The 25,476-nt window shown below is 28.2% G+C and carries 15 protein-coding genes and 1 pseudogene; 4 read left to right on the top strand and 12 right to left on the bottom strand.

What is annotated here, in order from left to right:
• Positions 1-159: 159 nt before the first annotated feature.
• Positions 160-5,355, bottom strand: coding sequence for an Ig-like domain repeat protein (locus Q0984_RS04495; protein ID WP_299524182.1), 5,196 nt, complete (start codon positions 5,353-5,355; stop codon positions 160-162).
• A gap of 238 nt (positions 5,356-5,593) precedes the next feature.
• Positions 5,594-8,530: pseudogene (locus Q0984_RS04490) on the bottom strand (hypothetical protein).
• A 182-nt stretch (positions 8,531-8,712) separates the two neighbouring features.
• Between Q0984_RS04490 and Q0984_RS04485 the strand changes: the two are divergent.
• Entirely contained in the window at positions 8,713-9,117 is a 405-nt protein-coding gene (locus Q0984_RS04485; RefSeq protein ID WP_299524179.1) for a DUF123 domain-containing protein, read from the top strand.
• Here the strand turns inward: Q0984_RS04485 and Q0984_RS04480 are convergent.
• From Q0984_RS04480 to Q0984_RS04455, 6 genes are all read right to left on the bottom strand, one after another.
• Positions 9,091-11,682: a DEAD/DEAH box helicase gene (locus Q0984_RS04480; protein WP_299524176.1), complete on the bottom strand. Its 2,592-nt coding sequence runs from the start codon at positions 11,680-11,682 to the stop codon at positions 9,091-9,093. The genes Q0984_RS04485 and Q0984_RS04480 overlap by 27 nt on opposite strands.
• A 53-nt stretch (positions 11,683-11,735) precedes the next feature.
• Complete coding sequence (locus Q0984_RS04475) at positions 11,736-12,554, bottom strand: DUF368 domain-containing protein (protein ID WP_299524395.1); 819 nt, start codon at positions 12,552-12,554, stop codon at positions 11,736-11,738.
• 135 nt (positions 12,555-12,689) lie between these two features.
• Positions 12,690-15,581 (bottom strand): excinuclease ABC subunit UvrA, encoded by a 2,892-nt coding sequence (uvrA, locus tag Q0984_RS04470; protein ID WP_299524173.1) that lies wholly within the window; start codon positions 15,579-15,581, stop codon positions 12,690-12,692.
• A gap of 123 nt (positions 15,582-15,704) precedes the next feature.
• Positions 15,705-17,666, bottom strand: coding sequence for an excinuclease ABC subunit UvrB (gene uvrB, locus Q0984_RS04465; RefSeq protein ID WP_299524170.1), 1,962 nt, complete (start codon positions 17,664-17,666; stop codon positions 15,705-15,707).
• Between the two features lie 4 nt (positions 17,667-17,670).
• A complete protein-coding gene (locus tag Q0984_RS04460; RefSeq protein WP_299524166.1) occupies positions 17,671-17,970 on the bottom strand; it encodes a hypothetical protein in 300 nt (99 codons plus the stop codon).
• Position 17,971: 1 nt separating this feature from the next.
• Positions 17,972-18,868: a ribose-phosphate diphosphokinase gene (locus tag Q0984_RS04455; protein WP_299524163.1), complete on the bottom strand. Its 897-nt coding sequence runs from the start codon at positions 18,866-18,868 to the stop codon at positions 17,972-17,974.
• 90 nt (positions 18,869-18,958) lie between these two features.
• Between Q0984_RS04455 and Q0984_RS04450 the strand changes: the two genes are divergently transcribed.
• Positions 18,959-19,450, top strand: a complete 492-nt coding sequence (locus tag Q0984_RS04450) for a hypothetical protein (RefSeq protein WP_299524161.1) — start codon at positions 18,959-18,961, stop codon at positions 19,448-19,450.
• Between the two features lie 49 nt (positions 19,451-19,499).
• On the opposite strand, the gene Q0984_RS04445 is transcribed toward Q0984_RS04450, so the two are convergent.
• Positions 19,500-19,868: a zinc ribbon domain-containing protein gene (locus Q0984_RS04445; protein WP_299524159.1), complete on the bottom strand. Its 369-nt coding sequence runs from the start codon at positions 19,866-19,868 to the stop codon at positions 19,500-19,502.
• Between the two features lie 6 nt (positions 19,869-19,874).
• Positions 19,875-20,405 carry a nitroreductase family protein gene (locus Q0984_RS04440; RefSeq protein WP_299524157.1) on the bottom strand — a complete coding sequence of 177 codons (531 nt, stop codon included), beginning with the start codon at positions 20,403-20,405 and terminating at the stop codon, positions 19,875-19,877.
• Positions 20,406-20,696: 291 nt separating this feature from the next.
• On the opposite strand from Q0984_RS04440, the gene Q0984_RS04435 reads away from it, so the two are divergent.
• Positions 20,697-21,611, top strand: coding sequence for an ADP-ribosylglycohydrolase family protein (locus Q0984_RS04435; RefSeq protein WP_299524155.1), 915 nt, complete (start codon positions 20,697-20,699; stop codon positions 21,609-21,611).
• Positions 21,589-22,071 (top strand): hypothetical protein, encoded by a 483-nt coding sequence (locus Q0984_RS04430; RefSeq protein ID WP_299524154.1) that lies wholly within the window; start codon positions 21,589-21,591, stop codon positions 22,069-22,071. The genes Q0984_RS04435 and Q0984_RS04430 overlap by 23 nt, the downstream gene beginning before the upstream one ends.
• Here the strand turns inward: Q0984_RS04430 and Q0984_RS04425 are convergent.
• Positions 22,061-23,491 carry a Mur ligase family protein gene (locus tag Q0984_RS04425; protein ID WP_299524152.1) on the bottom strand — a complete coding sequence of 477 codons (1,431 nt, stop codon included), beginning with the start codon at positions 23,489-23,491 and terminating at the stop codon, positions 22,061-22,063. The genes Q0984_RS04430 and Q0984_RS04425 overlap by 11 nt on opposite strands.
• A 90-nt stretch (positions 23,492-23,581) precedes the next feature.
• Positions 23,582-25,462: an ATP-dependent protease LonB gene (lonB, locus tag Q0984_RS04420; RefSeq protein WP_299524392.1), complete on the bottom strand. Its 1,881-nt coding sequence runs from the start codon at positions 25,460-25,462 to the stop codon at positions 23,582-23,584.
• Positions 25,463-25,476: the final 14 nt, after the last annotated feature.

The following is a 25,476-nucleotide window of genomic DNA, read 5'->3' as shown; positions in this document are numbered from 1 at the left end:
CTTAAAATAATGTAATATAATTTTAACAAAAAATTGAAAAAATGTCATGAAAATAATTGTAAAATTAATTAAAAACTAAGTATGTTAAAAAATAGGAATTAATGGATAAGTATATGTAGATGTAAAGAATAAAAAATAAGAAGTTTAATTAAAAACTTCCTAATAAATACTGATTGTATTAGATATTGGAACATAATCCCCATACATTGAAGTTATAATATATTTACCAGCCATTAAATTAATCTTTAAACTAGCTATACCCTTAGCATCCGTTATTCTATTATACATGACTCCATTAACATTGAAAGTTATTTGTTGGTTTGAATAAGGCTTACCTTGACCATCAAGCAAAGTAGTTTTAAATGAACTACCATCATGATATTTCATATTTAAATCATTAGCTAATAAAACTGGTAAAACCTTAATATTATTTGAAACCATGCAATCCCTATATTGAGCAGTAATTACAAATTTACCTGGATTTAAATTAATATTCAAAGTAGCTACACCATCAGCATTTGTAGTACGTTTATAAAATACGCCATTAATATTAAAAGTTACAATTTCACCTTCACCGACAGCTTTTCCTTGTTCATTTAAAAGTCTTATAGAATATTGAGTTCCATTTCTATAATATTTAGTAATATCTTTATTTCCATAAAATAATGGAAGTACTTTAACAGAATTTGATGATTCTTCACCAGTAACTGTATTAATAGCTGTAATAATAAAAGTTCCAGGAATTAAATTAATATTTAACTTAGCTACCCCTTGATCATTAGTTTTTCTTGTGTAGAATACACCATTAATATTAAATTTAACATCAACATTTTTAAGAATATTTCCATTTGAATCTGTAAATATTGCATAATATTGTGTTGCATTTCTAAACATCTTAACAATATCCAATCCTTTAACAGTAGGTTCAACAGTGACTTTTGCATGTGCATAGTTTGGAGTATACTCTCCCATACCATTAAAAGCAACACTAACATCATAAACTCCACTAACTAAATTAATAGTTAAAAAAGCCTTACCTTCACTATTAGTTACACGATTGTAAGTTACATTATTAATAGTAAAACTAATTTCAGCATTAGCTATTGGATTATTGTTTTTATCTGTTAAAATAGCTATAACCTTAGATCCATCATGATAAATCATTGTTACATTATCCACTATTAAAATAACATTACTATCAATATTTCCTACTTTGAAACTACCTTCAGCAATACTACGAGAAACTGTTTCATTTCCTTTAAATGTAGCTTCAAAATTATAATCACCTAACTGAAACTTACCTAAATTCCTAAATCCAAGACCATTTTTAACAATGATTTTATAATAATTATCCTCAATTTTTAAAGTTACATTACCTGTAATTGGAGTCCCATCTTCTAATTTAAGAACCACATCAACTAAAACATCAGAATAGCTATCTGTTGCAGTAATACTAACATTAAGAATAGATCTTGTTTGATTTAAAGTTATAATATAAGTAACATTTGAACTTAAATAATTATTATCCCCATTATAGGTTGCAACGACGACATATGAACCTGAAGATAAAGGTGAAATAAGCCAAGATGCATTTCCATCAACAATAGTCCTGTTTCTTGGTGAATAAAGACCTAAAATTCTGAAAGTAACCGTTCCAGTTGCATCATCATTTACAATTGCCCAGATTCTAATATTTTTATTAAAATCTACCTCACTTGTAATAATTTTAATAGTTGATTGAGCTTTAAGAATATTAAATGATTTTTCATCTTCAGACTTAGAATAAACACTGTTTCCAAGATAAGTAGCTTTAACCTTATAAGTTCCTGCATTTAACCCTTTAAATATTGCTGTTGCTTTCCCATTTATAATTTCGACTGTTTTAGTCATGTTTCCAATGATAAATGTAACATTACCCGTAGCTCCAGATGTTATACTAGCTATTACAATTATATCATCACCATAAATTGTATTATTCACATCAAGAACGGTTGTTGAAAGAGAGTTTTTAATATTAAACACAGTTTCAAAAGTATTTTCATTGAAATTATTATCTCCTTTGTAAATCACTTTTAAAGTATGGCTTCCTAATGTTAATCCTTGAATTGTAACACTAGCTACTGCATTATTAAGTGTTTTAGTATAAATTACACCATCTACAACAAATATAATTTCTCCTGTTGCACCTTTTGGAAGTGTTGCTGTGATTATTTCATCCTGTCCTGCTAAAACATCTTTAATATCTACATTTATTACAGGAGTAGATTTAATAACTGAAAATGTAGCTGATTTTGTTAATTTATTATTATAAATAGCATATACTGTGTAACTTCCCAATCCTAATCCATTAAACTTATAGCTAGCTTTTCCTTGAATTACTTTAACAGTTGTATTAAGATGATTTTTAATTACAAAAGTAATTGTTCCATTTATTAAAGCATTGAAATTAGCTTTAATAGTTACATCTTCACCATATTGTACATTGTCTACTGTTAAATTAAAATCTAAAGGTTTAACTGTAATATTATTATATATTGTTGTTTTACTATAAGTAACAGAAATTGTATAATTTCCTGCAGGTAAATCAATAAGAAGAGAAGCTTTACCTACATTATTTGTAGTTACAGTGTATGTTTTACCATTAATTTCCATAATAATATCAACATAAGTAAAAGGATTTTCTTGTAAATCAGTTACTTGAACAGTATACTTAGATCCATCTCCTTCTATCATGATAATATTTTCACCAGTTAAAATGCATTTATCCATGATTTCTATTGTTGTATTCCATGATGCATTATCAAAGTAACGATCTCCAGAATAATAGACATAAATATAGTTATTTCCTCTTGTGAAATTAACTTTGCAAGTAGCTACACCATTAATTAAATTTAATTGATAAAATACATTATTTACATAAACTCCAACAATTCCAGTACAATTATTTGGATTTGTTTTTACAGTAATAACACCAGTAAAATCTTCATTTTGAACAATATCCACTGTCAAATTACATTGTTCTTTTAAAACTGAAAATGAAGCTGATGCATTTGATGAAGCATATTTACTATCTCCTTTATAAATTACAGTTACATTATATTTTCCACTGGATAAATCAGATAATGTGATATTCGTTATTTCATCATTTAAAAATATTTTAGATTCACGACCATTAATAATAAGTATTGCTTCACCTATTACATCTTTAGGATCTATTTTAATAGAAATTACTGCATCTTCACCAGATTTAACATCACTAACATTAACAGTTAAATTTGTATCATACTTACTTACTTTAAAAACTGAACTAGCTGAAGCCATTTCATAAAGTTGATTTTGAAGTGAATCTCCAAATGTCTCAACAGTAATATTATACACTCCAACACCATAGTTTTTAAGAATAATTGTAGTTTCTCCAGAATACAAAGATATTATTCTTTTAACAACTCCATTAACATATAAACGAGCATAAATTTGAACACCATCAGGAATTATAAATGTAATAAGTTTTCCAGTTTCTCCTATTTTAATTTCAGGAGTTGAAATGTTTAAATAAATACGACATTTGTTTACAGTTACATTTTCACTGGCAAATGCTCTGAAATAGTCTTTATCCCCATTATAAACAACATTAAATGTATAATTTCCAGCGAGCAACTTCGGAATTACAAATGTTGCTTTACCATTAACTAAATTTAATGTGTATGTTTTACCATCAATAATAACTGAAACATTTCCTTGAGGAGTAAGTGAACCTATACCAGTTACTTCAATATTAATTGTGAGGTTTTGAGTATAATTAATATCATCAACAGTTATTTTAATATTAGATACAAGTTTACCTACATCAACAATTGCTTCTTTGGTGAACCCTCCAGCACTAACTAAAACAATGTATGTTCCTTTCTTTTGAGTCCAATTATAATTAATAGTAGCATACCCATTAACTAATTGTTTTGTTATTATTTTTTGAGTTCCATTAACCCATGTATTAAAAGAAACATTAAAAAGAGGGAATAATCCAATATTTAATGAGCCACCATCACTTAATTTCCAACTAGCAGTTATATCAGCAGAATCATCAATATTTAATGCTAAATAATCAGGATTTACATTTAAAGTAATCCATGAATTGATTTTATCTGCATTAATTTTAGAAGCTTTAAATGGATTTGTATTAGAACCCCACCAATTATAATCCAAGTAGATTTCTCCTCCACCATCTTCAAAAAAATCCGCATATGTTCCAGATAACGGATTATTATCTAAAAATGCACAGTAAGTTAAATTTACATCACCAACATTGTAAATATTAACACTTCCTTTGTAAGTTGGAATTCCACTATCCTTTATTCCAGAATTATTTGCAAATACACAACCAGTAGCTATTAAACTACCTTCATTATAAACAACACCATAAAGAGTATTAAATACAGCCCTATTTACTTTAGAATTTTTAATGGTTGAATTTATAATTGTACAATTTCCCCCATTATAAAAAGCTGAACCTTTAACTTGTTGAGCAGAATCACAATCAGAAATTACAATTCTATTTAGTATTAAATTACCCTCATTAGAAATTGATCCACCTAATGCAAAATCACCAACATATGATTTTTCAAATGATGAATCAGAAATAGTTAAATTCCCACCATTATAAACATCTGCTCCATGAGCTGAGCTATATCCTTCCGAGGTCATGGAATTTCCATAAAATGTGGAATTTCTAATAATCATATTTCCCTGATTACTTACCGCTCCACCATAATTTGCTTTATTAAGACCATTAGTCTGTTCAATACGATTATTTCTAAATATACAATTAGTAATAGTAACTGTTGCTTTTTTAACATCTATTGCTGCACCATACATACTTTCATAACATTGACTACCCATAGACGTAGATTTTTTAAATGCATTAATAAAAGTTATATTAACTATATTAACAGTTACACCATCACAAACAGTGAATAAATAATTTTTATTTAACCCATCAAATACAGTATTACCAGATCCAACAATAGTTACAGACTTAGTTATATTAATTCTCACATTTTCTGAACCACTATACGTTCCATTAGCAATATAAATAGTACTATTCTCTTTAGCTATATGTAATGCCCAATCCAATGTTTTAGTAGCATTACTCCAAGAAGTTCCACCACTGTAATAACTACCATTTTTTCCATCAACATAAATACAATTAGAATCATCATTAATCTGTATCGATTCTAAATTAATATTCTGACATTCAACAGTTGTTTCATTATCAAAATCTGTAGCACTAACACTAGATAGACACAACATGATACAGATTGATATAAACAGAACAACCATTAATTTGTTAAATTTCATAATTACTACAAACCTCCAAATTTATAAATTTATTTTAAATATTGTAAAATATAATTGACTAATGATGGTTAAAGTTAATAAAAAATAAACAAATACCCATAAAAATAGTTATTATCTAAACAATATTATCATCATGACCAATTATAATAACAAATATAATTATTGATTTAATTATAAAGCTATATAAAATTAATGACAAGTTCTAAAAAAAGAAAAATTAAGAGAATATTAAATTCCCTTAAACAATTGTGATTTTGTTCCCGGTTTGGAAGTCGTTCCAGATTGAAGTAATGACGTATTCTCCAGGAATTAAATTAATGTTCAAGCTTGCAATACCATTTGCATCTGATACTCTGTGGTAGAATACACCGTTTACGTTGAATGTTACGTTTTGATTAGCTAAAGGCTTACCTTGACCATCCACAGTCTTAGCAGTGAATTTACTACCATCACGGAACTTCATAGAAAAATCCTTAGTTTCAATAGTTGGTAAAACATTAACATTATTACCCATTTCTAATCCATCATACATGGTAGTAATGGTGTATGTTCCTGGTCTTAGGTTAATAGCTAAGCTTACTACACCTTTATCATTAGTGGTACGTTTGTAGAATACACCGTTGATGTTGAATGTAACTTCTTTCTTGATTGCGAGGCTTCCATCTTTGTTGTAGATTGTTGCTTCGAATTAGAAGCATTCTGGAAGTACTTAGTCAAATCATTTGATTCAATTAGACTTTTCACTGTTATGTTGAATCCTTGTTCTTCACCGTTAATTGGGTTGATTGCAGTTAATATGTATTTTCCAGGTCTTAAGTTAATTGCTAGTCTTGCAACACCGTCTTTATTGGTTTCACGAGTATAGAATACACCATTTATGTTAAATGTAATATTAGTGTTTGCTAGTAATTTTCCGTTTTTGTCGAAGAATTTAGCAAAGAACTGAGTTCCATTCTGATACATTTTGATAATGTCTGCTGCTTCAACAGTAGACTTAATAGTCACAGTCACATTTTAACTATGTTGTTGTATTTTACGGTTGCAGCATATGATCCTGCATTTAAATTAAGAGCCATAGAAGCACTACCATTGCTGTCAGTAGTGCGTTTATAAGTTATACCATTAATGGTGAAGTAGATAGTAGCATTAGCTATTGGTTTACCTTGATAGCCAGTTAAAACAACCACAAATCTAGTACCATCATGGTAAAACATTATAATGTTATCTACGATTAAAATTGGACTCATATTTTCAGATACAGTAAATGTAGTTGTTTTATTAACTACTCCATTATATGATACACTAACATCATATTTTCCTGCTGGTAAAACAGGCAAAGTAATCTCAGCACTATTACCTGAAACAGCCACTCTGTAGGTTTTACCATTAACCGTCACGTCAACATAACCATCAGTAATATCATGAACAAATTTTATAATGATTGTAGCATTCTCATCATAATCCACATCAGAAACAATAACATCCATAACAGTATCTTTAACAGAAACAATAGTCATATTGCTGGAATCAGACTCATCTAATGTTCCAGTATAATTAACAAAATCTCACAAGGACCATTATTAGTTTTAATGAACCCATCACTCATGCTGAAAGTAACATTAACATCCAAAATAGGCATTTAGAAACATCATAATAAGAATAAGCAGTTCCATTAAAAGCTATATAAACAAGCTTAATAACCTGAACAGGACCAGAAGCATTATCCCCAACAAAACAGGAACAATCCAACTACCACAAGAAATAGAAGGACTATAAACATAAGTAGACTCAGAACTATTCCAGAAATTATTATCAAAATAAACTCCGTATGATCCATCAGCAGTAACTACAGTGTTATAGAAACTAGATCCAGTAACATTACTTCCAATAAAGTGAACACCTTTTTCATTGTTTAAGAATAATGAATTAATAATCTTGTTAACACCAACAAGTAACAAATCATCTTTATGTGTAGAAGATATTGATCCTCTAAATAATACTTGATTAGTCATGTTTATAAATTTAGTATTATTAACAACCCACCATGCATCTTGATAACGTGGACTAGATATGCAAATGCTTCACTATTAATAAATGTTGAGTTAATTAACCAGAATATTGGACGATAATCATTAGTTGCACTAAACCATAATCAATATATCTTGTATTGTTTTCAAAGTAAATGCCAATAATAGTTACATTACATTTATATCCACTATTACTAAATGTATGAATAGCTGAAATATATTTTTAGGTTTATGAATTTAGAATTAATTACAGTAGTATTTGTACCACTTAAATAAAGAGCAGAACCTACAGTTTACCCCATAAATAGATCCACCTTTCATATATTCCAATTTGTTCTGAAATTTGTTGAAATAAGATAATTATTAATAAAATTACTATTTTTCATAGAAAGAACATTATTTAAATAAGCACCTACATAAATAGCTCCTCCATAAATTGCATTTAAACAATTCCCTTTTGCAAAATTACCCACAAATCTACAAGAATCAACTAATAAATCACTTTTTAAGGAATAAATAGCTCCCCCCCCAACATTCTCATATTCATTATTACAAGTAACTGAATTATTAATAAATATTAAGTTATAAATTTTACAATCACCATTTTCCAGAGACGCTATAGCTCCACCAGTGTTAAATGCAAAATTATTCTTAAAAATACAATTATCAAATAATAATGTACCAGAATTGCATATTGCACCACATTCAACACTTTTACAATCAACAATAGATAAATCTCTTAAAGTAACTACAGAATCAACATATATATTAAATGCATAATATGCACTACTTCCTTTAAATATAGTTTTATCAGCTCTGCACCAACAATAGTTATTGAACCACCTTGGCTTAAATGAGCTTTATTGATTGATATTATTACATTCCCATTTCCTTCAAAGGTACCTCACTTAAATGAATAACAACATCTTCATCAGAGCTAGATGACTCTATTGATTTATTAATTGAGTTAAATGGACTATGCATTAGCCGGAGTTACTGTCGTCTCCTCCCAAGTCAACATAAAATTCATTTCCAAAATAATCTTCAGTGATTATGCTAGAATTAGTATTTACATCCATTGATGAAATTGTAGGTAAAAACAATGAAAGCAATGTTAATAACAATACTACAAAGAATTTCTTTCTCATATCAGACCTCACAAGTTTTTATAATAATATAATTTATTATAAAATTATTTCTATGTTTATTAATAAATAAAGTTAATTATTTTTCAAATAAAATTGTAAATAAACGCATCATAATCACATAAATTAACACGAATTATTAAACATATATACATATAACTATTAAAAAAGTTAAAAATTAACATATGAAAGGAAGTTACTGTTTAATAATCAACCTTAAAAAAAATACTAAAATTAAAATTGGTAAAAGATTAGGATTTATTAACTTTAAAAAAGGCACTTATGTTTATGTTGGATCAGCTATGAACTGCCTTGAGTCTAGAGTTAAAAGACATTTGTCAAATAATAAAAAAAAGCATTGGCATGTTGATTATCTTTTATTAAATGAAAATTCAAAAATTGAAAAAGTTTACACTAAAGAATCTAGTGAAAAATTAGAATGTAAAATAGCTAAAAAAATAATTAAAAATCAAGAATCAATTGCTAATTTTGGTTGTAGTGACTGTAAATGCCAATCACATTTAATTTATTTTAAAAACTCAAAATTAGCAAATCGAAAAGTTTCATCCGTTCTCAATAGCTTTGATTAATTTATGTGTTTCATGTTCTATTTTTCTATGGTTAAATGATTTAGCGATTCTTTTTATTGCATCTAAATTTTTAACATAACTATCTAACCAAGAAAATATATCTCCAGGATAAACTTGTATTTGATATCTTCTAAATAACTTATTTGATATATCTATAGGGTCTTTTCCTTTTAATCGTTCATTTATTATTACTTCAGATATTCCTTTTTGTAAACAATCACAAAATGGCCTGTCTTCACATTTACATTTTAAGAAATCTGCTTGAATATTAATTAATGCATCCTGGAATTTTTTATCAAGTTTACCAATTGCTTCACCTGATGAAATAATGTCTAAAGTTGACTCTGCAAATAATCTTGTTGAAAACCTAATTTTTAAAGCATTAGCTATTTGATTATGTACAACAGATGATAAATATGCATTTTCAAACATTTCTAATTGAAGTGCAATAGCTAAAATTTTCACTTTTAATTTATTGAATTTATCTTTTTTCTTATAATAAGGAGATTTTCTTAAGTAAACCTTTAAATATCCCCTAGCTTCTATTGATTTTTTAATATATTGAGCATCATCAAGTGATAAAAATGAAACTGAAACCGCACGACCATATTTTGTTATATTTAATTTATTTCCCACAATATCAATTAATCCTAAATCTTCCATTTCATTAATAACTGTTTTAATATCTACTGGAACATTTATATTTTTATAAAACTTATTTAATTCATCTGTAGTTTTAATTGATCTTGAAGATATATCTGCCAGTACCTGCTCATATGAACTTTCCTCATCATATTCTATAAATACATCTTCACTATCACTTTCAAGTAAATCTAAAGCTTTTGATTCTTCACTTTCACCATCAAATTCATGACCTACTTCAGGTAAAAGATAAACTATTCCCCGGTCATGATAACTTGGCCTTCCTGCTCTACCTAACATTTGTGAAAATTCATTTGGACTAATCCATTTATTTCCCATGACTAAAGAGTCAAATATAACTTGTGATGCTGGAAAATCAACACCTGCAGCTAATGCAGCTGTAGTTACAACAACAGAAATTTTTCCTTTATCAAAATCTTTTTCTATTTTTTCTTTTTTATAATAAGATAATCCTGCATGATAAGCTGCAGCATTTACTTTTTTATGTTGTAAAAAATTAGCAATTTTATGAGTTTTACGACGGGAATTAGTAAATATTATAGTTTGTCCCCTATAACCTTTTTTAGATTTAGTATTGTATTCTTTTTTAGCTAATTTTTGCATAATATGATGTTTTGATGATTCTGACCTAATATAAACTAAATGGCGTTCTAACGGAACTGGTCTTTGAGAGTATTCCACCAATTTCATATTAAATTCATTAGCTAAAAAATCAGGATTTTTAACAGTAGCAGATAAACCAATAATCTGTGATTTAGGATATAAATGTTTAATCCGTTTTATTAATCCATTAAGTCTTGTTCCCCTATCTTCATCATCAATCATGTGAATTTCATCAATTAAAACTACTCCTAAATTAGATAATAATTTAGAGTTTCCATTTCTTAAAAGATAATCAAGACCTTCATATGTTCCAACAATTATATCTGCATCTTTAACATCACTATTTGGTAGTTTTAATTCACCTTTAGCTTTAACTCTATTTCTACCAACTTTAATGGCTACTTTTAAACCTAATTTTTTATATTTTCTTTTAAAATCACGATATTTCTGATTAGCTAGTGCTACCAATGGTGTTAAAAATATAAATTTTTCTCCTTTTAAAGCCTTAGTAATTCCTGCAAGCTCTCCAACTAATGTTTTACCACTTCCAGTAGCACTTACAACAAGTAAATCCTGATTTTTAAGTAAACCTTCTTTAATAGCTAAATATTGAACAGGAAGTAACTGTTTATTTCCATTTTTAATTAAAATATCTCTAAATTTATGAGGTATTTTAAGCCTTTTCATAGCTACATCTGGAATTTTATATTTAGATTTAATATTAATCTTATCAAATAATGTTAAATTTCTATTAGAAAGTGGGTCGAACTTAGGAGATAATACTGATAATGTTTTTTCTAAGTTACCTGTTTTATCTAATATATCTTTAAGATTTCTGAATATTTTTTTATCAAAACCTTGAAGTTTAATTTCACGTTTAATTGTTTCATATGCACATTTTTCACATATTAACTGATTATTATATTTATAACAATACTCAGAATTTACAACTGTGATATTTCCTTCAAACGCACAAAAATCACAAACTCTTGTATGTCTTACTTTAATATTTAAAGATTTAAGATAATCCTCAACTTCTACATCTTTACTTGCTAAAAAAACAGCCTGACTTCTTAAAAGTTTAATTACCTCTTGAGGAGGAACTAATTTTTCTGACAAATTAGATGAATCTGAATAATTATAATCTGCTACAAACCTAGAAATAGCTATTGAATCATCATATTTTTTAAATTTAATTGTTCCAACATATTCAGGTTCTCTTTTATTATTTAATGCACCTTTTGGAGAACCTATTGGATATAATTTCCACTGTTTTTTTATTTTTTTAAGAATTATCATTATATAATAATATGTTTTTAAAGTTTATAATATTTTAAAAAAAAGAAGGAAATTTATTCGATATAATCGAATTTAGTTTCCATAATAACAATTATAACAAAACCAATAACTGCAAGGATAAAACATGGCAATAAAGCTCCAAATGTAAGTGGAGTAGTACTTATAATATTCACAACCGGAAGTTTTAATGTACCAATCATTACACCAATAAGAAATGCCATTGTAATTCCCTCATGGTTTTTAAGTAAGTAATTTAAGATTTTGGAAAATCCTAAAATACCAATAAGTGCACCTACACAAAATACAACAATTTCAGTGATACTCATAGTTTTAAGAGCATTTAACATGTATTCATATTGACCTAATAATAACAATAAAAATGATCCTGAAATACCTGGTAAAATCATAGCACAAATAGCTATTAAACCTGAAATGAATAAAATTGGCAATGAATGATTCATAGCTATTGGATTTAAACTTACAAAAATATATGCTAAAACAGCACCAATTACAGTAAACACAATATGTTTAGGAGTAAGTTCATCCATTTGCCTATACAATACATATGATGAAGCTATAATTAATCCTAAAAAGAATGAATAAGTTAAAGCAGTGTATACATCCATACAGTAAGAAATAACATTAGCTAATGTTAACATTGCAATACCAATACCTATTAATAATGGTATAAAAAATGCAAAATCAATTTCTTCAAGTAATTTTTCTTTAAATCCATTAAAATCACATTTAAATAATGGTTTTAAGAAAGTGAAACTAATTTTACTAATTGAATGTACTAAACGTTCATAAATTCCTGTTATTAAAGCAATTGTTCCTCCAGAAATACCCGGAACAATATCTGCAGAACCCATTAATATTCCACGAATAAATATTGATAAAAAATCTACAATTTTCATATTACACCTTGAATAAAGTTACTTCTAAAAAAGTGAACTTAAATTTAATCTGTAATAACTTTATTAAATACTTTATTAAAAAGAGAAAATTTATTTACTCATTTTTTCTTTAACAAGTTGTTTAGCATAAGGAGTGATATTTTCACTAAGAATTTTTTGTAAAAATTCACCAGTATATGTTCCAGATTTAGCTATTTCTTCAGGAGTTCCAGTAGCTATTACCTTACCCCCACCATCTCCACCTTCAGGACCTAAATCAATAATATAATCTGCTGTTTTAATAACATCTAAATTATGTTCAATTACAACAACAGAATTACCTGCATCAGTTAATCTAGCAAGCACAGATAATAACCTTTTAATATCCGCAAAATGAAGACCTGTTGTAGGTTCATCTAAAATATACAAAGTATTTCCAGTATTTGACCTTGAAAGTTCTTTAGCTAGTTTAATCCTTTGAGCTTCACCACCAGATAAAGTAGTAGCTGGTTGACCTATTTTCATATAACCTAAACCTACATCAAGTAATGTTTTAAGTTTTTTATGTATTTTAGGAATATGTTCAAAGAACTCCAAAGCTTCTTCAACAGTCATTTCTAAAACTTCATAGATATTTTTACCTTTATAACGAATATCTAATGTTTCTTCATTGTATCTTTTACCACCACATACTTCACATGGAACAAAAACATCAGCTAAAAAGTGCATTTCAATTTGAACAATTCCATCACCAGAACATGCTTCACATCTTCCACCTTTTACATTGAAACTGAATCTTCCAGGTTTATATCCTCTAGCTTTAGCTTCAGGAGTATCTGCAAACAAGTCACGAATATCAGTAAATACTCCAGTATATGTAGCAGGATTTGATCTTGGTGTACGTCCAATAGGTTTTTGATCAATAGCTATGATTTTATCAATATTACTTACACCTTCAATTTTATCATAATCTCCAGCAAAAGTAAATTTATTGTTTAATTTGCCATTTAAACCTTTATATAATATTTCATTAATTAAACTACTTTTACCAGACCCACTTACTCCGGTAACACAGGTAAATTTACCTAATGGTATTTCAACATCAATATTTTTAAGATTATTTTGTCTAGCTCCTTTAATTACAAGTGATTGACCATTACCTTCCCTACGTACTTGTGGAATTGGTATTACTTCACGTCTTGAAATATATTGGCCTGTGACAGATTCATGAGACTCCATAATTTCAGCAGGAGTTCCTGCAGCAACTACTTTTCCACCATGTTCTCCAGCTCCAGGACCTATATCTACAACATAATCTGCAGACAATATTGTTTCTTCATCATGTTCTACAACAACTAAAGTGTTTCCTAAATTTTTAAGTCTTTTTAAAGTTTCAATAAGTTTTACATTGTCTCTTTGATGAAGACCAATACTTGGTTCATCCAATATATATAAAACACCAACTAATCCAGAACCTATTTGAGTAGCTAATCTAATTCTTTGAGCTTCACCACCAGATAATGTACCTGATGAACGTGCCATGGATAAATAATCTAAACCTACATCTACAAGAAATTTAAGTCTTTGTTTTATTTCTTTTAAGATTTCTTTAGCTATGAAATTTTCTCTTTCAGTTAATTTTAAATCTAAAAAGAATTGATAAGAATCTTTAATAGACATTTCTACTACATCAGCTATTGATTTTCCACCAACAGTTACAGCTAAAACTTCAGGACGTAACCTTTTTCCATGACAAACATGACATTTCCTATCACTCATAAATTTAGAGATATATTTTCTACTGTAATTTGATTTAGTTTCAATATATAAGCGTTCCATTCTTGGAATTACACCTTCAAATTGACGATTAACCATATATGATTTATTTCTACGTTTAAATGAAAATGGTATTTTATCATCACAACCATACAATATTAAATTTTGTTGGTTTTCAGTTAATTCATTGAATGGGATATCCATACTAAAATTAAAATATTTAGCTACTGCTTCTAACATTTGATGATAATAATTTTCCTTTTTATTAGATTTTGCCCATGGAGTTACTGCACCCTCATTTAATGAAAGATTTTTATTTGGAATAATTAAATCAGGATCAATTTCCATTTTAACTCCAATACCATTACATTCAGGACATGCTCCTTGAGGTGCATTAAATGAAAACATTCTTGGAGTTAATTCTTCAAAGTTTATTCCACAATCAACACAAGCAAAATGTTCTGAATATTTTTTTTCATAATCCTCATCATCTGCTGAAAATAACACATTTATTAAACCATCAGCAAACTCTGAAGCTGTTTCAAGTGAGTCAACTAATCTTCTTTTAAAGTCAACGTCTTTTCTTATTTTTAATCTGTCTACAACTACTTCAATAGTATGTCTGTATGTTTTTGGAAGATCAATATCTTCTTCTAAATCTCTAATTTCACCATCAATTCTTGCTCTTACAAATCCTTTGTTTCTTAAATCATCTAAAACATCTTTATGTTGACCTTTTTTATCTCTAATAATAGGAGCAAGAATATGAATTTTTTTACCTTCCCCTTCTTCTATAATACTATCTCCAATTTGACCTATTGTTTGATGAGATATTTCTTTTCCACATTTAGGACAGTGCGGAATTCCAATTCTTGCAAATAACAATCTAAGATAATCATAAATTTCAGTAATAGTTCCTACAGTTGATCTTGGATTTTCTTTTGTAGTTTTTTGATCAATTGAAATAGCTGGAGATAAACCTTCAATATACTCCATTTCAGGCTTTTTCATTTGTCCTAAGAATTGTCTTGCATAAGCAGATAATGATTCAACATATCTACGCTGTCCTTCAGCATAAATTGTATCAAAAGCTAGTGATGACTTACCTGATCCACTTAATCCTGTTATTACAATAAATTCATCACGAGGAATAGCTAAATCAATATTTTGTAAATTATGTTCTTTAGCTCCTTTAATGATAATTTGTTTTTTAGAGTTAGTTGTCATTAATAACCTCCATAATACTTTATCAAATACTTAAATTTAATAATATTAATCTAAGAGCATTTGAAAAATAAAATATTCGTAATGTATCAAACAAATATTATACATTTACATATATAAATATATCTACTTTTTTTTCAAACCTTTTAAAGTAGCTATTTGATCCCTCAAATTAGCTGCTTTTTCAAAATCAAGTTTAGCAGCTGCATCTTTCATATCACTTTCCAAATCCTTAATAAGCAAACGTAATTCATCTTTAGGTATTTTACTAATATCAGTTCCACCAATATCTAATTTTTCAACTTCTTTTTTCTCTTTAAGTGCTCTTTTAGTAGTTTTAGGAACAATACCATGTTTTTCATTATATTTGATTTGGAGTTTTCTTCTTTTGCGAGTAATCTCACTAGCTTTTTTAACAGAATCCGTCATTTCATCAGCATACATAATTACTTGACCATTACTATTTCTTGCAGCCCTCCCAATAGTCTGAATTAAAGAAGTTTCATTTCTCAAAAATCCTTCTTTATCTGCATCTAAAATAGCTACTAAAGAAACCTCTGGTAAATCCAACCCTTCTCTAAGTAAATTTACACCAACTAAAACATCAAAAGTTCCTCTTCTTAAATCATCAACAATTTCAATCCTCTCTAAAGTATCTATTTCAGAATGCATATATCTAACTTTAACACCTATTTTTGCATAGTAATCAGTTAAATCTTCAGCCATTTTCTTAGTTAAAGTTGTAACTAAAACTCTTTCATCTTTTTTAGCTCTTTTTTTAACTTCACCAAGTAAATCTTCAACTTGACCTTTAACTGGACGTATGATCACCTCAGGATCAACTAAACCTGTTGGACGAATAATTTGTTCAACAACATTTGTAGAACGAGATAATTCATAAGCCCCTGGAGTAGCTGAAACATAAATAATCTGATTAATTGATGATTCAAATTCATCAAATCTTAGAGGTCTATTTTCTTTAGCAGAAGGTAATCTAAAACCATGCTCCACTAATGTTTCCTTACGTGCTCTATCTCCATTATACATTCCACGAATTTGAGGTAAAGTTACATGAGATTCATCAACAATTGTCAAGTAGTCATCAGGAAAATATTTTAAAAGAGAATATGGTTTTTCTCCCCATTTTCTTCCAGATAAATGCATAGAATAATTTTCTACACCTGGACAATACCCCATTTCCTGAAGCATTTCAATATCAAAACGTGTTCTTTGTTCTAATCTTTGAGCTTCTACAAGTTTATTTGATAAATTAAACTCATTTAATCTTTCATCTAACTCATCAGAAATATTTTTAATAGCTACATCCATTTTATCTTGACCAACAACAAAATGCTTTGCTGGAAAAATCATGTATCTTTTTAAATTTTCAGTTTTTTTACCTGTAACTTTATCAATTAAACTAATTGCATCAATTTCATCACCAAAAAGTTCAATTCTTATAGGGGGAGTACCATGAACAGGATTAATCTCAATTACATCCCCACGAACTCTAAATTGACCTCTGGCAAATTCAATATCATTTCTTTCATACTGCATAAAAACAAGTCTGCGGATAATTTCTCCCCTATCATAATTATCCCCTACAGCAATTCCAAATGCAAACTCACCATAATCTTCTGGAGAACCAACACCATAAATACAGCTAACACTACTTACTACAATCACATCATCCCTAGATAGAAGAGATTGTGTAGCTGAATGTCTCATTATATCAATTTCTTCATTAACTGAAGATTCTTTATCAATGAAAGTATCTGTTCGTGGCACATAAGCTTCCGGCTGATAATAATCATAATAACTAACAAAATATTCAACTGCATTATCTGGAAAAAACTCTTTAAACTCTTCGTAAAGTTGTGCAGCTAATGTTTTATTATGTGAAATAATAAGAGTTGGTTTTTGAACTTTTTCAATGATATTAGCCATTGTAAAAGTTTTACCTGAACCAGTAACTCCTAAAAGAGTTTGTTCTCTTTCTCCTTTTTTAATTCCATCAACTAAAGAATTAATAGCTTTTGGTTGATCACCTAATGGTTTATAAGGTGAATTAAGTTTAAATTCTTTCATAATCTCAGATTAAATTATCAACAGTAATATGAAAACTAACATGAAAATATGGCATAGAACAACACGGAATAACTTTTTTACTTCTTATTTTAATTATGCCATAATCATCAAAGCAGCTTTCTAAATTTTTCTCAATATTCTTAACATTTCCTTCATTAAAAACTTTTAAAGATCCTAAAAAAATAACATGATCCTTTGTATTCATAACAGATATGCTTTCAACAATATCATCTTCATCATATCTTTTTAAAATAATATTAGATCCTTCAATAAGCTCTTTTTTAATAGCATCTTTATCAAACATTTTAATCCCTCAAAACATTTGCAATACTTTTTGCAAGTGAAACACGGGAACTGTCTGCAGATAATGAATTAGTAGATATTACACTATTAGCACCTGCAGCATAAATTCTCATAGTAGCTCCATTTACTAAAATAGGATGAACACAGCAAACATCAACAGATTTAGCACCATATTCCTTTAATATTTTAACTGCATTAACAATAGTTCCACCTGTAGCTATAATATCATCAATAATAAATGCTTTTTTATCTTTAACTGAATCTACATTAACAGTTTCATCAGAACTTCCTTCAACATCCACAATTCTAGTTTCTACTTTATCTGGTCCAAGACGAACTTTAGACAAATAAGTACATTCACAATCGAGAATACTAGCTATTTCTTGAGCAAAAGGATATGCACCTTTATCAGGAGCTACAATTAAAGGTTTTTCATCAATTTTTCCACCAATATATTCAGCAATTGCAGCCATTGCAGAAATATTTGTAGTAGGAATATCAAAAAAGTCTAAAACACATTTTTCATGAATATTAAATGTAATGAACTCATCAGCTCCTGCACTTTGAATTAAATTAGCTACAATTTTTGCAGAAATCGCTTCACCATCATGGAAACGTTTTTCTTGTCTTGCATAACCCATATACGGAACAACAACTTTAACTTTCTTAGCTCCAAGGTCTTTAAGATTAGATATTAAAAATAATAATTCCATTAAGTTCTCATCTTGAGGATATCCAGTAGATTGAATAACAGTCACTTCGTCATCAATTTTTCCATCAACACGTAAATATCTTTCTCCATCTGGGAATTTTTTAGTTTCTACATAACATAATTCATCATTTAATTCTTCTGCTACATGAGCCGCTAAGTCTTGAGATGCTGAACCACCAATAATCACATTATCACCAAAAATTAATATAATAAATTAATATTTAATTTCAACATAAAAAAAGTTAACTATATTAAATGTTAAAAACAATTGTAAATCATGAAAATTGGAAGAATTATTTTTGCAATTATAATTCTAATTATCATTGTTATAATTGGAATAGCTGCAACTTCTAGTGTACTGATACTAGCTGAAGATGAAAGCGAAGGAGGTATTCCAGGTGTTGACATGGCTGCAACATGGAATATGAGTGGTGGATTCCAATGGATATATCCAGGAAGCTCATTTAATGCTGAACATGGAACTTTACATAATATTTACATGATTAATGAAAATAATCCTTATCAAGCAGCTAAAGAAATAATGGAATACACATACAACATATCTCCAAATATTGTAGTAACTGTAAATAATAATGCTTCAGAAAAAATATTTGGTGGAGACATTATTTCAGACATTCGCCAATATGACTGGGGTGACGGTATGGATCGTGGAGATGCAGCAGATAAAGCAATGAGTGATTTCCATATGAATTACTTAGAAATTCCAGGATGTTTATTAAGTGGAGATATAAAAATTCATTTTGTTTAAATTTTTTTAAAAAAAAGTATTGTTAACACAATACTTAAAAACTCTTTTTTTATAATGGTAATGTTCTTATAAACAATAAAAACCCTATAAAAGATAATAATAACTGAACAACACCATGTTTTTTAATCCTATTATCTTTTGCCTGTAATAAGAAAAATGGCATAAAAAACCCGAAAAAGCTAAAAAATCCCATAGAAGTATGTTTAGCTATTAAATCTATTACAAACCCACCAAATGAAAATATAATTGTAATAAGATAAGATATAATTAAAAATTTTTTATTAATAGTTGTTTCTACATTTTTATAAACAATAAATGTTTTAGGACTAAGACCTTCAACTAATGGAGTTCCACATTTAGCACAATAATCATAATTATCTTGATTTTCAAAATTACAATTTTTACAAATTCTAGTCATATTAATCTAACCAATGAAATTTATATTATCAGGAATTTCTCGTTCAGGAGATGGAATACTGCATTCATCCTCATAACCAATCAAAATACCAGAAATAGGAACAAAGCCTTCAGGAATATTTAATTTATCTTTAAATTGAGTTAAAATAGGAATTGGGGATACAACATAGCAAGTACCTACATTCAAATCAGTAGCTGCTAAAATCATTGTTGTTGCAGCTGCTGAAACATTTATTTGAGTAAATGGTCCATCAGGTGCAGAAATAACAATTAATGTTGGAGCACCATACAATGGTTCATAACCTGGAATCAATGCTCTTTCACGCATAAAACCTTCAGAATTTAACATAAACTCTTTAGTTTTATCATTAATCTCTTTTAAAAATTCAGAATTTTGAATAACAGTTACTTGAAAGAGTCCTGCATTTGGAGCTTTATTAGCTACACCAATAATTGTATTTAACTCATCCTCACTTATTTGTTTATTTTTATACGCCCTAATACTTTTTCTTTTATTAATTACTTCTAAAGTTTCCATTTTTTGATTCCTCACTTATTTTCTACAATAATTTCACTATTTAAAGTATGTATCTGTTTCATCTTTAGCAAAAATTGTTTGAATTATCTCCAAATTATTTTTAACACTTTTATGTTGAGGCCCATATGCTATTTGGACCAATTTGGATTTTCAGCAGAGATTACATAATTCTTCAACATCACCACACCCCTACTTTAAAATTAACTTTTGCGTTTCAAAAATCATTATATTAAATAATTATATGAAGTAATAGTTATAATTTATGTATTTTATAATGCAATAATTATAATTATGAAAATTAAAGATGGAATATGTGGATTTATTATAGGTGATGCATTAGGAGTTCCCGTTGAGTTTACTTCACGTGAAACACTACAAAAGAACCCTGTTAAAATGATGAAAGGTTATGGAACATATAATATGCCTCCAGGAACTTTTTCAGATGATACATCAATGACACTTGCCACTATGAATAGTATTTGTAATAAAAAAGCTATTGACTTCGAAGATATTCAATCTGAATTTTCAGAATGGTTATTTAATGATAAATACACACAATATGGTACATTTGATTATGGAGAAACTACTTTTAACTCATTATCCAAGTTTAAAGATGGTTTTAAAGCTCTAAATTGTGGTGGGACTGGAGAAATGGATAATGGAAATGGATCTTTAATGAGAATTTTACCACTTGCATTTATTCCAGATATTAACTATGAAACCATTGAAAATGTATCTGCTTTAACTCATGCTCACTTAAGGTCAAAAATAGCTTGTGTATTATATGTTGAAATAGCTAAATCAATGTTTTCATCTGATTTAACAATTAAAGAACACATTAAAATAGCCAGTGATAAAGTTAAAAAATATTATAATAATTCAAATGAATTAAAACATTTTAAAAGAATATTTAATGATGATTTAAACAAAGATATCAAAAGTTCAGGTTATGTTATAGATACTTTAGAAAGCGTTATTTATTGTTTAAAAACAACAGACAATTACAAAGACAGTGTTTTAAAAGCTGTTAATTTAGGTGAAGATACTGACACTATTGCTGCTATTTGTGGTGGGCTTTCAGGAATTTATTATGGATTTGATTCTATACCTATAGACTGGCTTAATCAAATTGAAAAAATAAACAATGTCATTACATTATGTGAAAAATATGAAGGTGTTATTAATGAATATTGGAAAAACTATTGAAAATATTATATCTAATTGTAATAATTACATTGACCCCCAATTAGCTATTACAATAATCCATGATAATTACACTATGGGTTCTAATAACATAAATGAATTAAAGAAATATAATATTAAAAATGATGATAACTATGTTAAAAAAGCTTTAAAAGTTTTAAAACATGAAAATATTTTCATAACTTTTGGAATGCTTGCTTTCATACCTATTTTTAACGAATGTGACATTTATTCCATGAAAGATGAAACAATAAAACTTAGTAAAGAAGAATTTCAAAAATATGGGGATTTAAAAGAAGAATATTTTGGAATATTAATTAAAAAGAATAGTACTGACTATATCATAGGCAGTTGTGATTTATGCGGATGTAAAATTGATTCATCATTTAATGAGATAAAATCTGAAAACACAGAATTTTACAAAAAAATAAAAAAGATAATCGAAAATAACATTATCTTTTAATTAATTTTTGTTTTATATTTTCCCACATTTCTTGTTCTTCACCACAACCCGTCATAATAACATAATTATACTTAGAATCTTGTGCTAATTGAACAAGTTTATCAATTCTTTCACCCATTTTTTCATAGCTTAAAGGATAAAAAACAGCGTCAAATTCTTCAGCTATTATATTATAATATTCCTCAGCTTTTTCAATAGATTTTCTTCCAGGAACAACAATAACATGTTCAGGATTTAAACTTTTAATAACTTTTAAGTGATCCTCAAATATTTCTTCCTCATTTACATCAGGAGTCGTGTAAATAAATTCTAAGGGACCATCAATATATTGATCCATAAATAATGCATTAATTCTAGCAGCATCACCATTATCTCCTTGACCAAGCCCAACATATTTGTTGGAATCTATTTTAACAACTTCAAATCTTCCTGGAGGAATAAAAGACATGTCTAAATTATTAAAAATATCTCTAATAGTATTTTCAATATTTTCTATTCTTGGAGTAAAAGATGCATATGCTGTAATTGAAGCTAATGTATTGTAAATATTATGGAATCCAAATGGAGGTACTGATATAACAACATTAAAAGAAACATCTTGATTATTTGTATAATTATACAATTCTCCTTCAATAGTCAAATCCCATTCATCTGTTTTAAAATCAGCATCTACTAATTTAACATTAAGTTCTGGACGTTTAAAACCACAAGAACAACCATATATCCCCCTATGATTCAGGAACTTTTGAGAATATTCTAATTTTTTACCACAATTAGGGCAGTTTAAACTATTGCTTCCTTCAAAAATATCATCAATATCATCAATATCCAAACCATAAAAATTAACTTTAATATCCTTTTGTTTATTTATTGCTATATTAGCAGTTAAAGGATCATCTGCATTAGATATAACAATTCCTTTAGTCATATTTTTTGAAAGTAAAGTTTTAGCTTCCACATATTCATCAAAAGGATTTTTAATACCTGCTACTTGAGAATGCTCACGAGAAATTGTAGTATAAACTACACCTATTGGATCAACAAGTCTTTGAATAGTATCTGGGATACCATATGTTTTATTTCTAATACCATACTCAAAAACACCAATATCACCTTTTCCTTTTAAAATACCTGTAGTGATTGAATTAATAGTATTATTTTCAAAACTTTTTCTAATTTCTGTATCATGAGAAAGAAGTTTAATTAAAAGTGTTGTGGTAGTTGTTTTACCATTAGTACCTGTAACTAAAATAGGACCTACTTTCATTTCATGAGACAAATCAAACAATGCTTCTTGCCCTGCAACTTTAAAAAAAACATGACCTGGAAAATTTCCACCACTTCCAGAACCTAATTTAGCTACTTGAGAAGCAATCTTAGCTGCAAACTTAGCTATACTTAAACGAATTTTATTAACCATACTACCCTCTCTAATTATATATTGAAAAAATATTATAATTTTTCTATTATATATAATTATATAAAATTTAAAAAAAAGAAAAAAACCAACTTAATTAGTAGTTGGTTTATTTATTTGAGATTTAGGAACTTTACTTACAACTTTAGAACTTAAAGATTTCATTTTTTCAATTAAAATATCTTTTTTACTACCATTTATTAAAATGTTTTCTAAAACATCACTTAAAGTTTCAGTAGGAACAATCTCAATCATATCTTCATATTTTTTCTCAAGCATAACATCTTTCATGTTAGACTTAGGAATTAAAACTTTTTTGATTCCAGATTCAGCAGCAGCTTCAATTTTAGCTGTTGCACCACCAATAGGCATTACATCTCCACGAACATTTAAAGATCCAGTTAATGCTACAGTTTGATCTATAGGAATATCTTCAACAGCAGAAATAACTGCAGTAGCTATTGAAACACTTGCACTATCTCCTTCTACACCATCATAAGTTTGGATAAATTGAACATGAATATCATAATCAGAAATATCTTTATTAGTGTACTTTTTAATTAATGCACTTACATTTTGAACTGATTCTTGAGCAATTTCACCAAGTTTACCTGTAGCTATGATTTTTCCACCTTCTTTAGATTGAGCTGGTGCTGCTTCAGCAGCAATAGGTGAAACAATTCCACTCCTATCGCCAATAACTGCAAGTCCATTTACAAGACCAACTCTTCCACCTTCAGGATGAACCATACTGTATTCTTTTCTTTGTTTAATAGATCTATCTGCAATTTGTTGTTCAAGAGTTCTTGAGAATCTTTTAGCTTCTATAACATGTTCTGCAGTTACTAAATCTGCTCCATGTTCAATAGCTACATCACCAGATGATCTTACTAATCCACCTAAATCTCTTAACTTAAGTGTTAATGCATCTTGTTTTCCTGAACGACGTTTAGCTTCTAAAATAATTTCATCTAATGCATCTGGATCAAAATGAGGAATTCTTCCATCATTTTTAACTTCTTGAGCTACAAATCTTGCTAATTTTTTCCTGTTTTCTGGAGTATCATCCATGGAATCCTTCATGAAAATTTCATATCCATATCCTCTAATCCTTGATCTCATAGCTATATGCATATCTTCAATAACTTGGAGGTTACCTGATGCTACAAGTACAAAATCACATGGCACAGCTTGAGATCTTACCATTGCACCACTACTGTTTTCACTTTGACCAGTGATTGCGTATTTTTTCTCCTGCATTGCAGATAAAAGCTCTTGTTGAGTTTTCATTGACATAGTACCAATTTCATCAATGTATAAAACTCCTTTATTAGCTTTATGAATCATTCCAGATTCAACACGCTCATGTGCTGGAGTTCCAAGACCACCAGATTGATATGGGTCATGACGAACATCTCCAAGTAATGCTCCTGCATGAGCTCCTGTTGCATCCATAAATGGTGCAAATCTTTTATCTTCATTATTAACTAATAATTTTGGAGACATATTATTATTTTTAGGTTTTATTTGGATAGAAATAAGTAAAATTAATGCTGCTGCAATGATAGCTTCAAGTATTCTACCATACATAAATCCAATAACAACAATTGCTGCAATAACAAATGTAGTAATTAATGTTTTTTTCTCCTCATGGTTTTTAGCAGAACCTTTAGTTGCTTTTACTATTTTTTTACCTTCACCTGCAGGAACTGACCTTATTAAAGGATGATTAGTATCTTCCATGTTTGGATAAATTAAAATATCTTCTAAGGATTCATGAGGCAATATTTGAGCCATACCTTTAGCTAACATTGATTTACCTACACCAGGATCACCAATTAGTAAAACATTTCTCCTTTGTTTTGCTGCTTTTTTAATAGTTTCAATGGACTCTTCATGTCCAATAACTTGATCAATTAATAATGGAGGAACTTCAATATCTTTTGAACTTTTAATATTACCATAATCTAACATTGGTTCAATTTTTT

This window comes from uncultured Methanobrevibacter sp. (assembly GCF_934746965.1).
In the GTDB taxonomy this organism is placed as follows: domain Archaea; phylum Methanobacteriota; class Methanobacteria; order Methanobacteriales; family Methanobacteriaceae; genus Methanocatella.
Note: the sequence above shows the minus strand (reverse complement) of the source record. Positions and strands in the feature narration are given on the sequence as shown.

What these genes read in the sequence shown, in the direction of transcription:
- uvrB (WP_299524170.1), bottom strand. Translation starts at nt 17,666, where the DNA reads ATGAAAGAATTTAAACTTAATTCACCTTATAAACCATTAGGTGATCAA.
- Q0984_RS04435 (WP_299524155.1), top strand. Translation starts at nt 20,697, where the DNA reads ATGAAAATTAAAGATGGAATATGTGGATTTATTATAGGTGATGCATTA.
- Q0984_RS04450 (WP_299524161.1), top strand. Translation starts at nt 18,959, where the DNA reads ATGAAAATTGGAAGAATTATTTTTGCAATTATAATTCTAATTATCATT.
- Q0984_RS04440 (WP_299524157.1), bottom strand. Translation starts at nt 20,405, where the DNA reads ATGGAAACTTTAGAAGTAATTAATAAAAGAAAAAGTATTAGGGCGTAT.
- Q0984_RS04475 (WP_299524395.1), bottom strand. Translation starts at nt 12,554, where the DNA reads ATGGGTTCTGCAGATATTGTTCCGGGTATTTCTGGAGGAACAATTGCT.
- Q0984_RS04460 (WP_299524166.1), bottom strand. Translation starts at nt 17,970, where the DNA reads ATGTTTGATAAAGATGCTATTAAAAAAGAGCTTATTGAAGGATCTAAT.
- Q0984_RS04495 (WP_299524182.1), bottom strand. Translation starts at nt 5,355, where the DNA reads ATGAAATTTAACAAATTAATGGTTGTTCTGTTTATATCAATCTGTATC.
- uvrA (WP_299524173.1), bottom strand. Translation starts at nt 15,581, where the DNA reads ATGACAACTAACTCTAAAAAACAAATTATCATTAAAGGAGCTAAAGAA.
- Q0984_RS04445 (WP_299524159.1), bottom strand. Translation starts at nt 19,868, where the DNA reads ATGACTAGAATTTGTAAAAATTGTAATTTTGAAAATCAAGATAATTAT.
- Q0984_RS04480 (WP_299524176.1), bottom strand. Translation starts at nt 11,682, where the DNA reads ATGATAATTCTTAAAAAAATAAAAAAACAGTGGAAATTATATCCAATA.
- Q0984_RS04485 (WP_299524179.1), top strand. Translation starts at nt 8,713, where the DNA reads ATGAAAGGAAGTTACTGTTTAATAATCAACCTTAAAAAAAATACTAAA.
- Q0984_RS04425 (WP_299524152.1), bottom strand. Translation starts at nt 23,491, where the DNA reads ATGGTTAATAAAATTCGTTTAAGTATAGCTAAGTTTGCAGCTAAGATT.
- lonB (WP_299524392.1), bottom strand. Translation starts at nt 25,462, where the DNA reads ATGTTAGATTATGGTAATATTAAAAGTTCAAAAGATATTGAAGTTCCT.
- Q0984_RS04430 (WP_299524154.1), top strand. Translation starts at nt 21,589, where the DNA reads ATGAATATTGGAAAAACTATTGAAAATATTATATCTAATTGTAATAAT.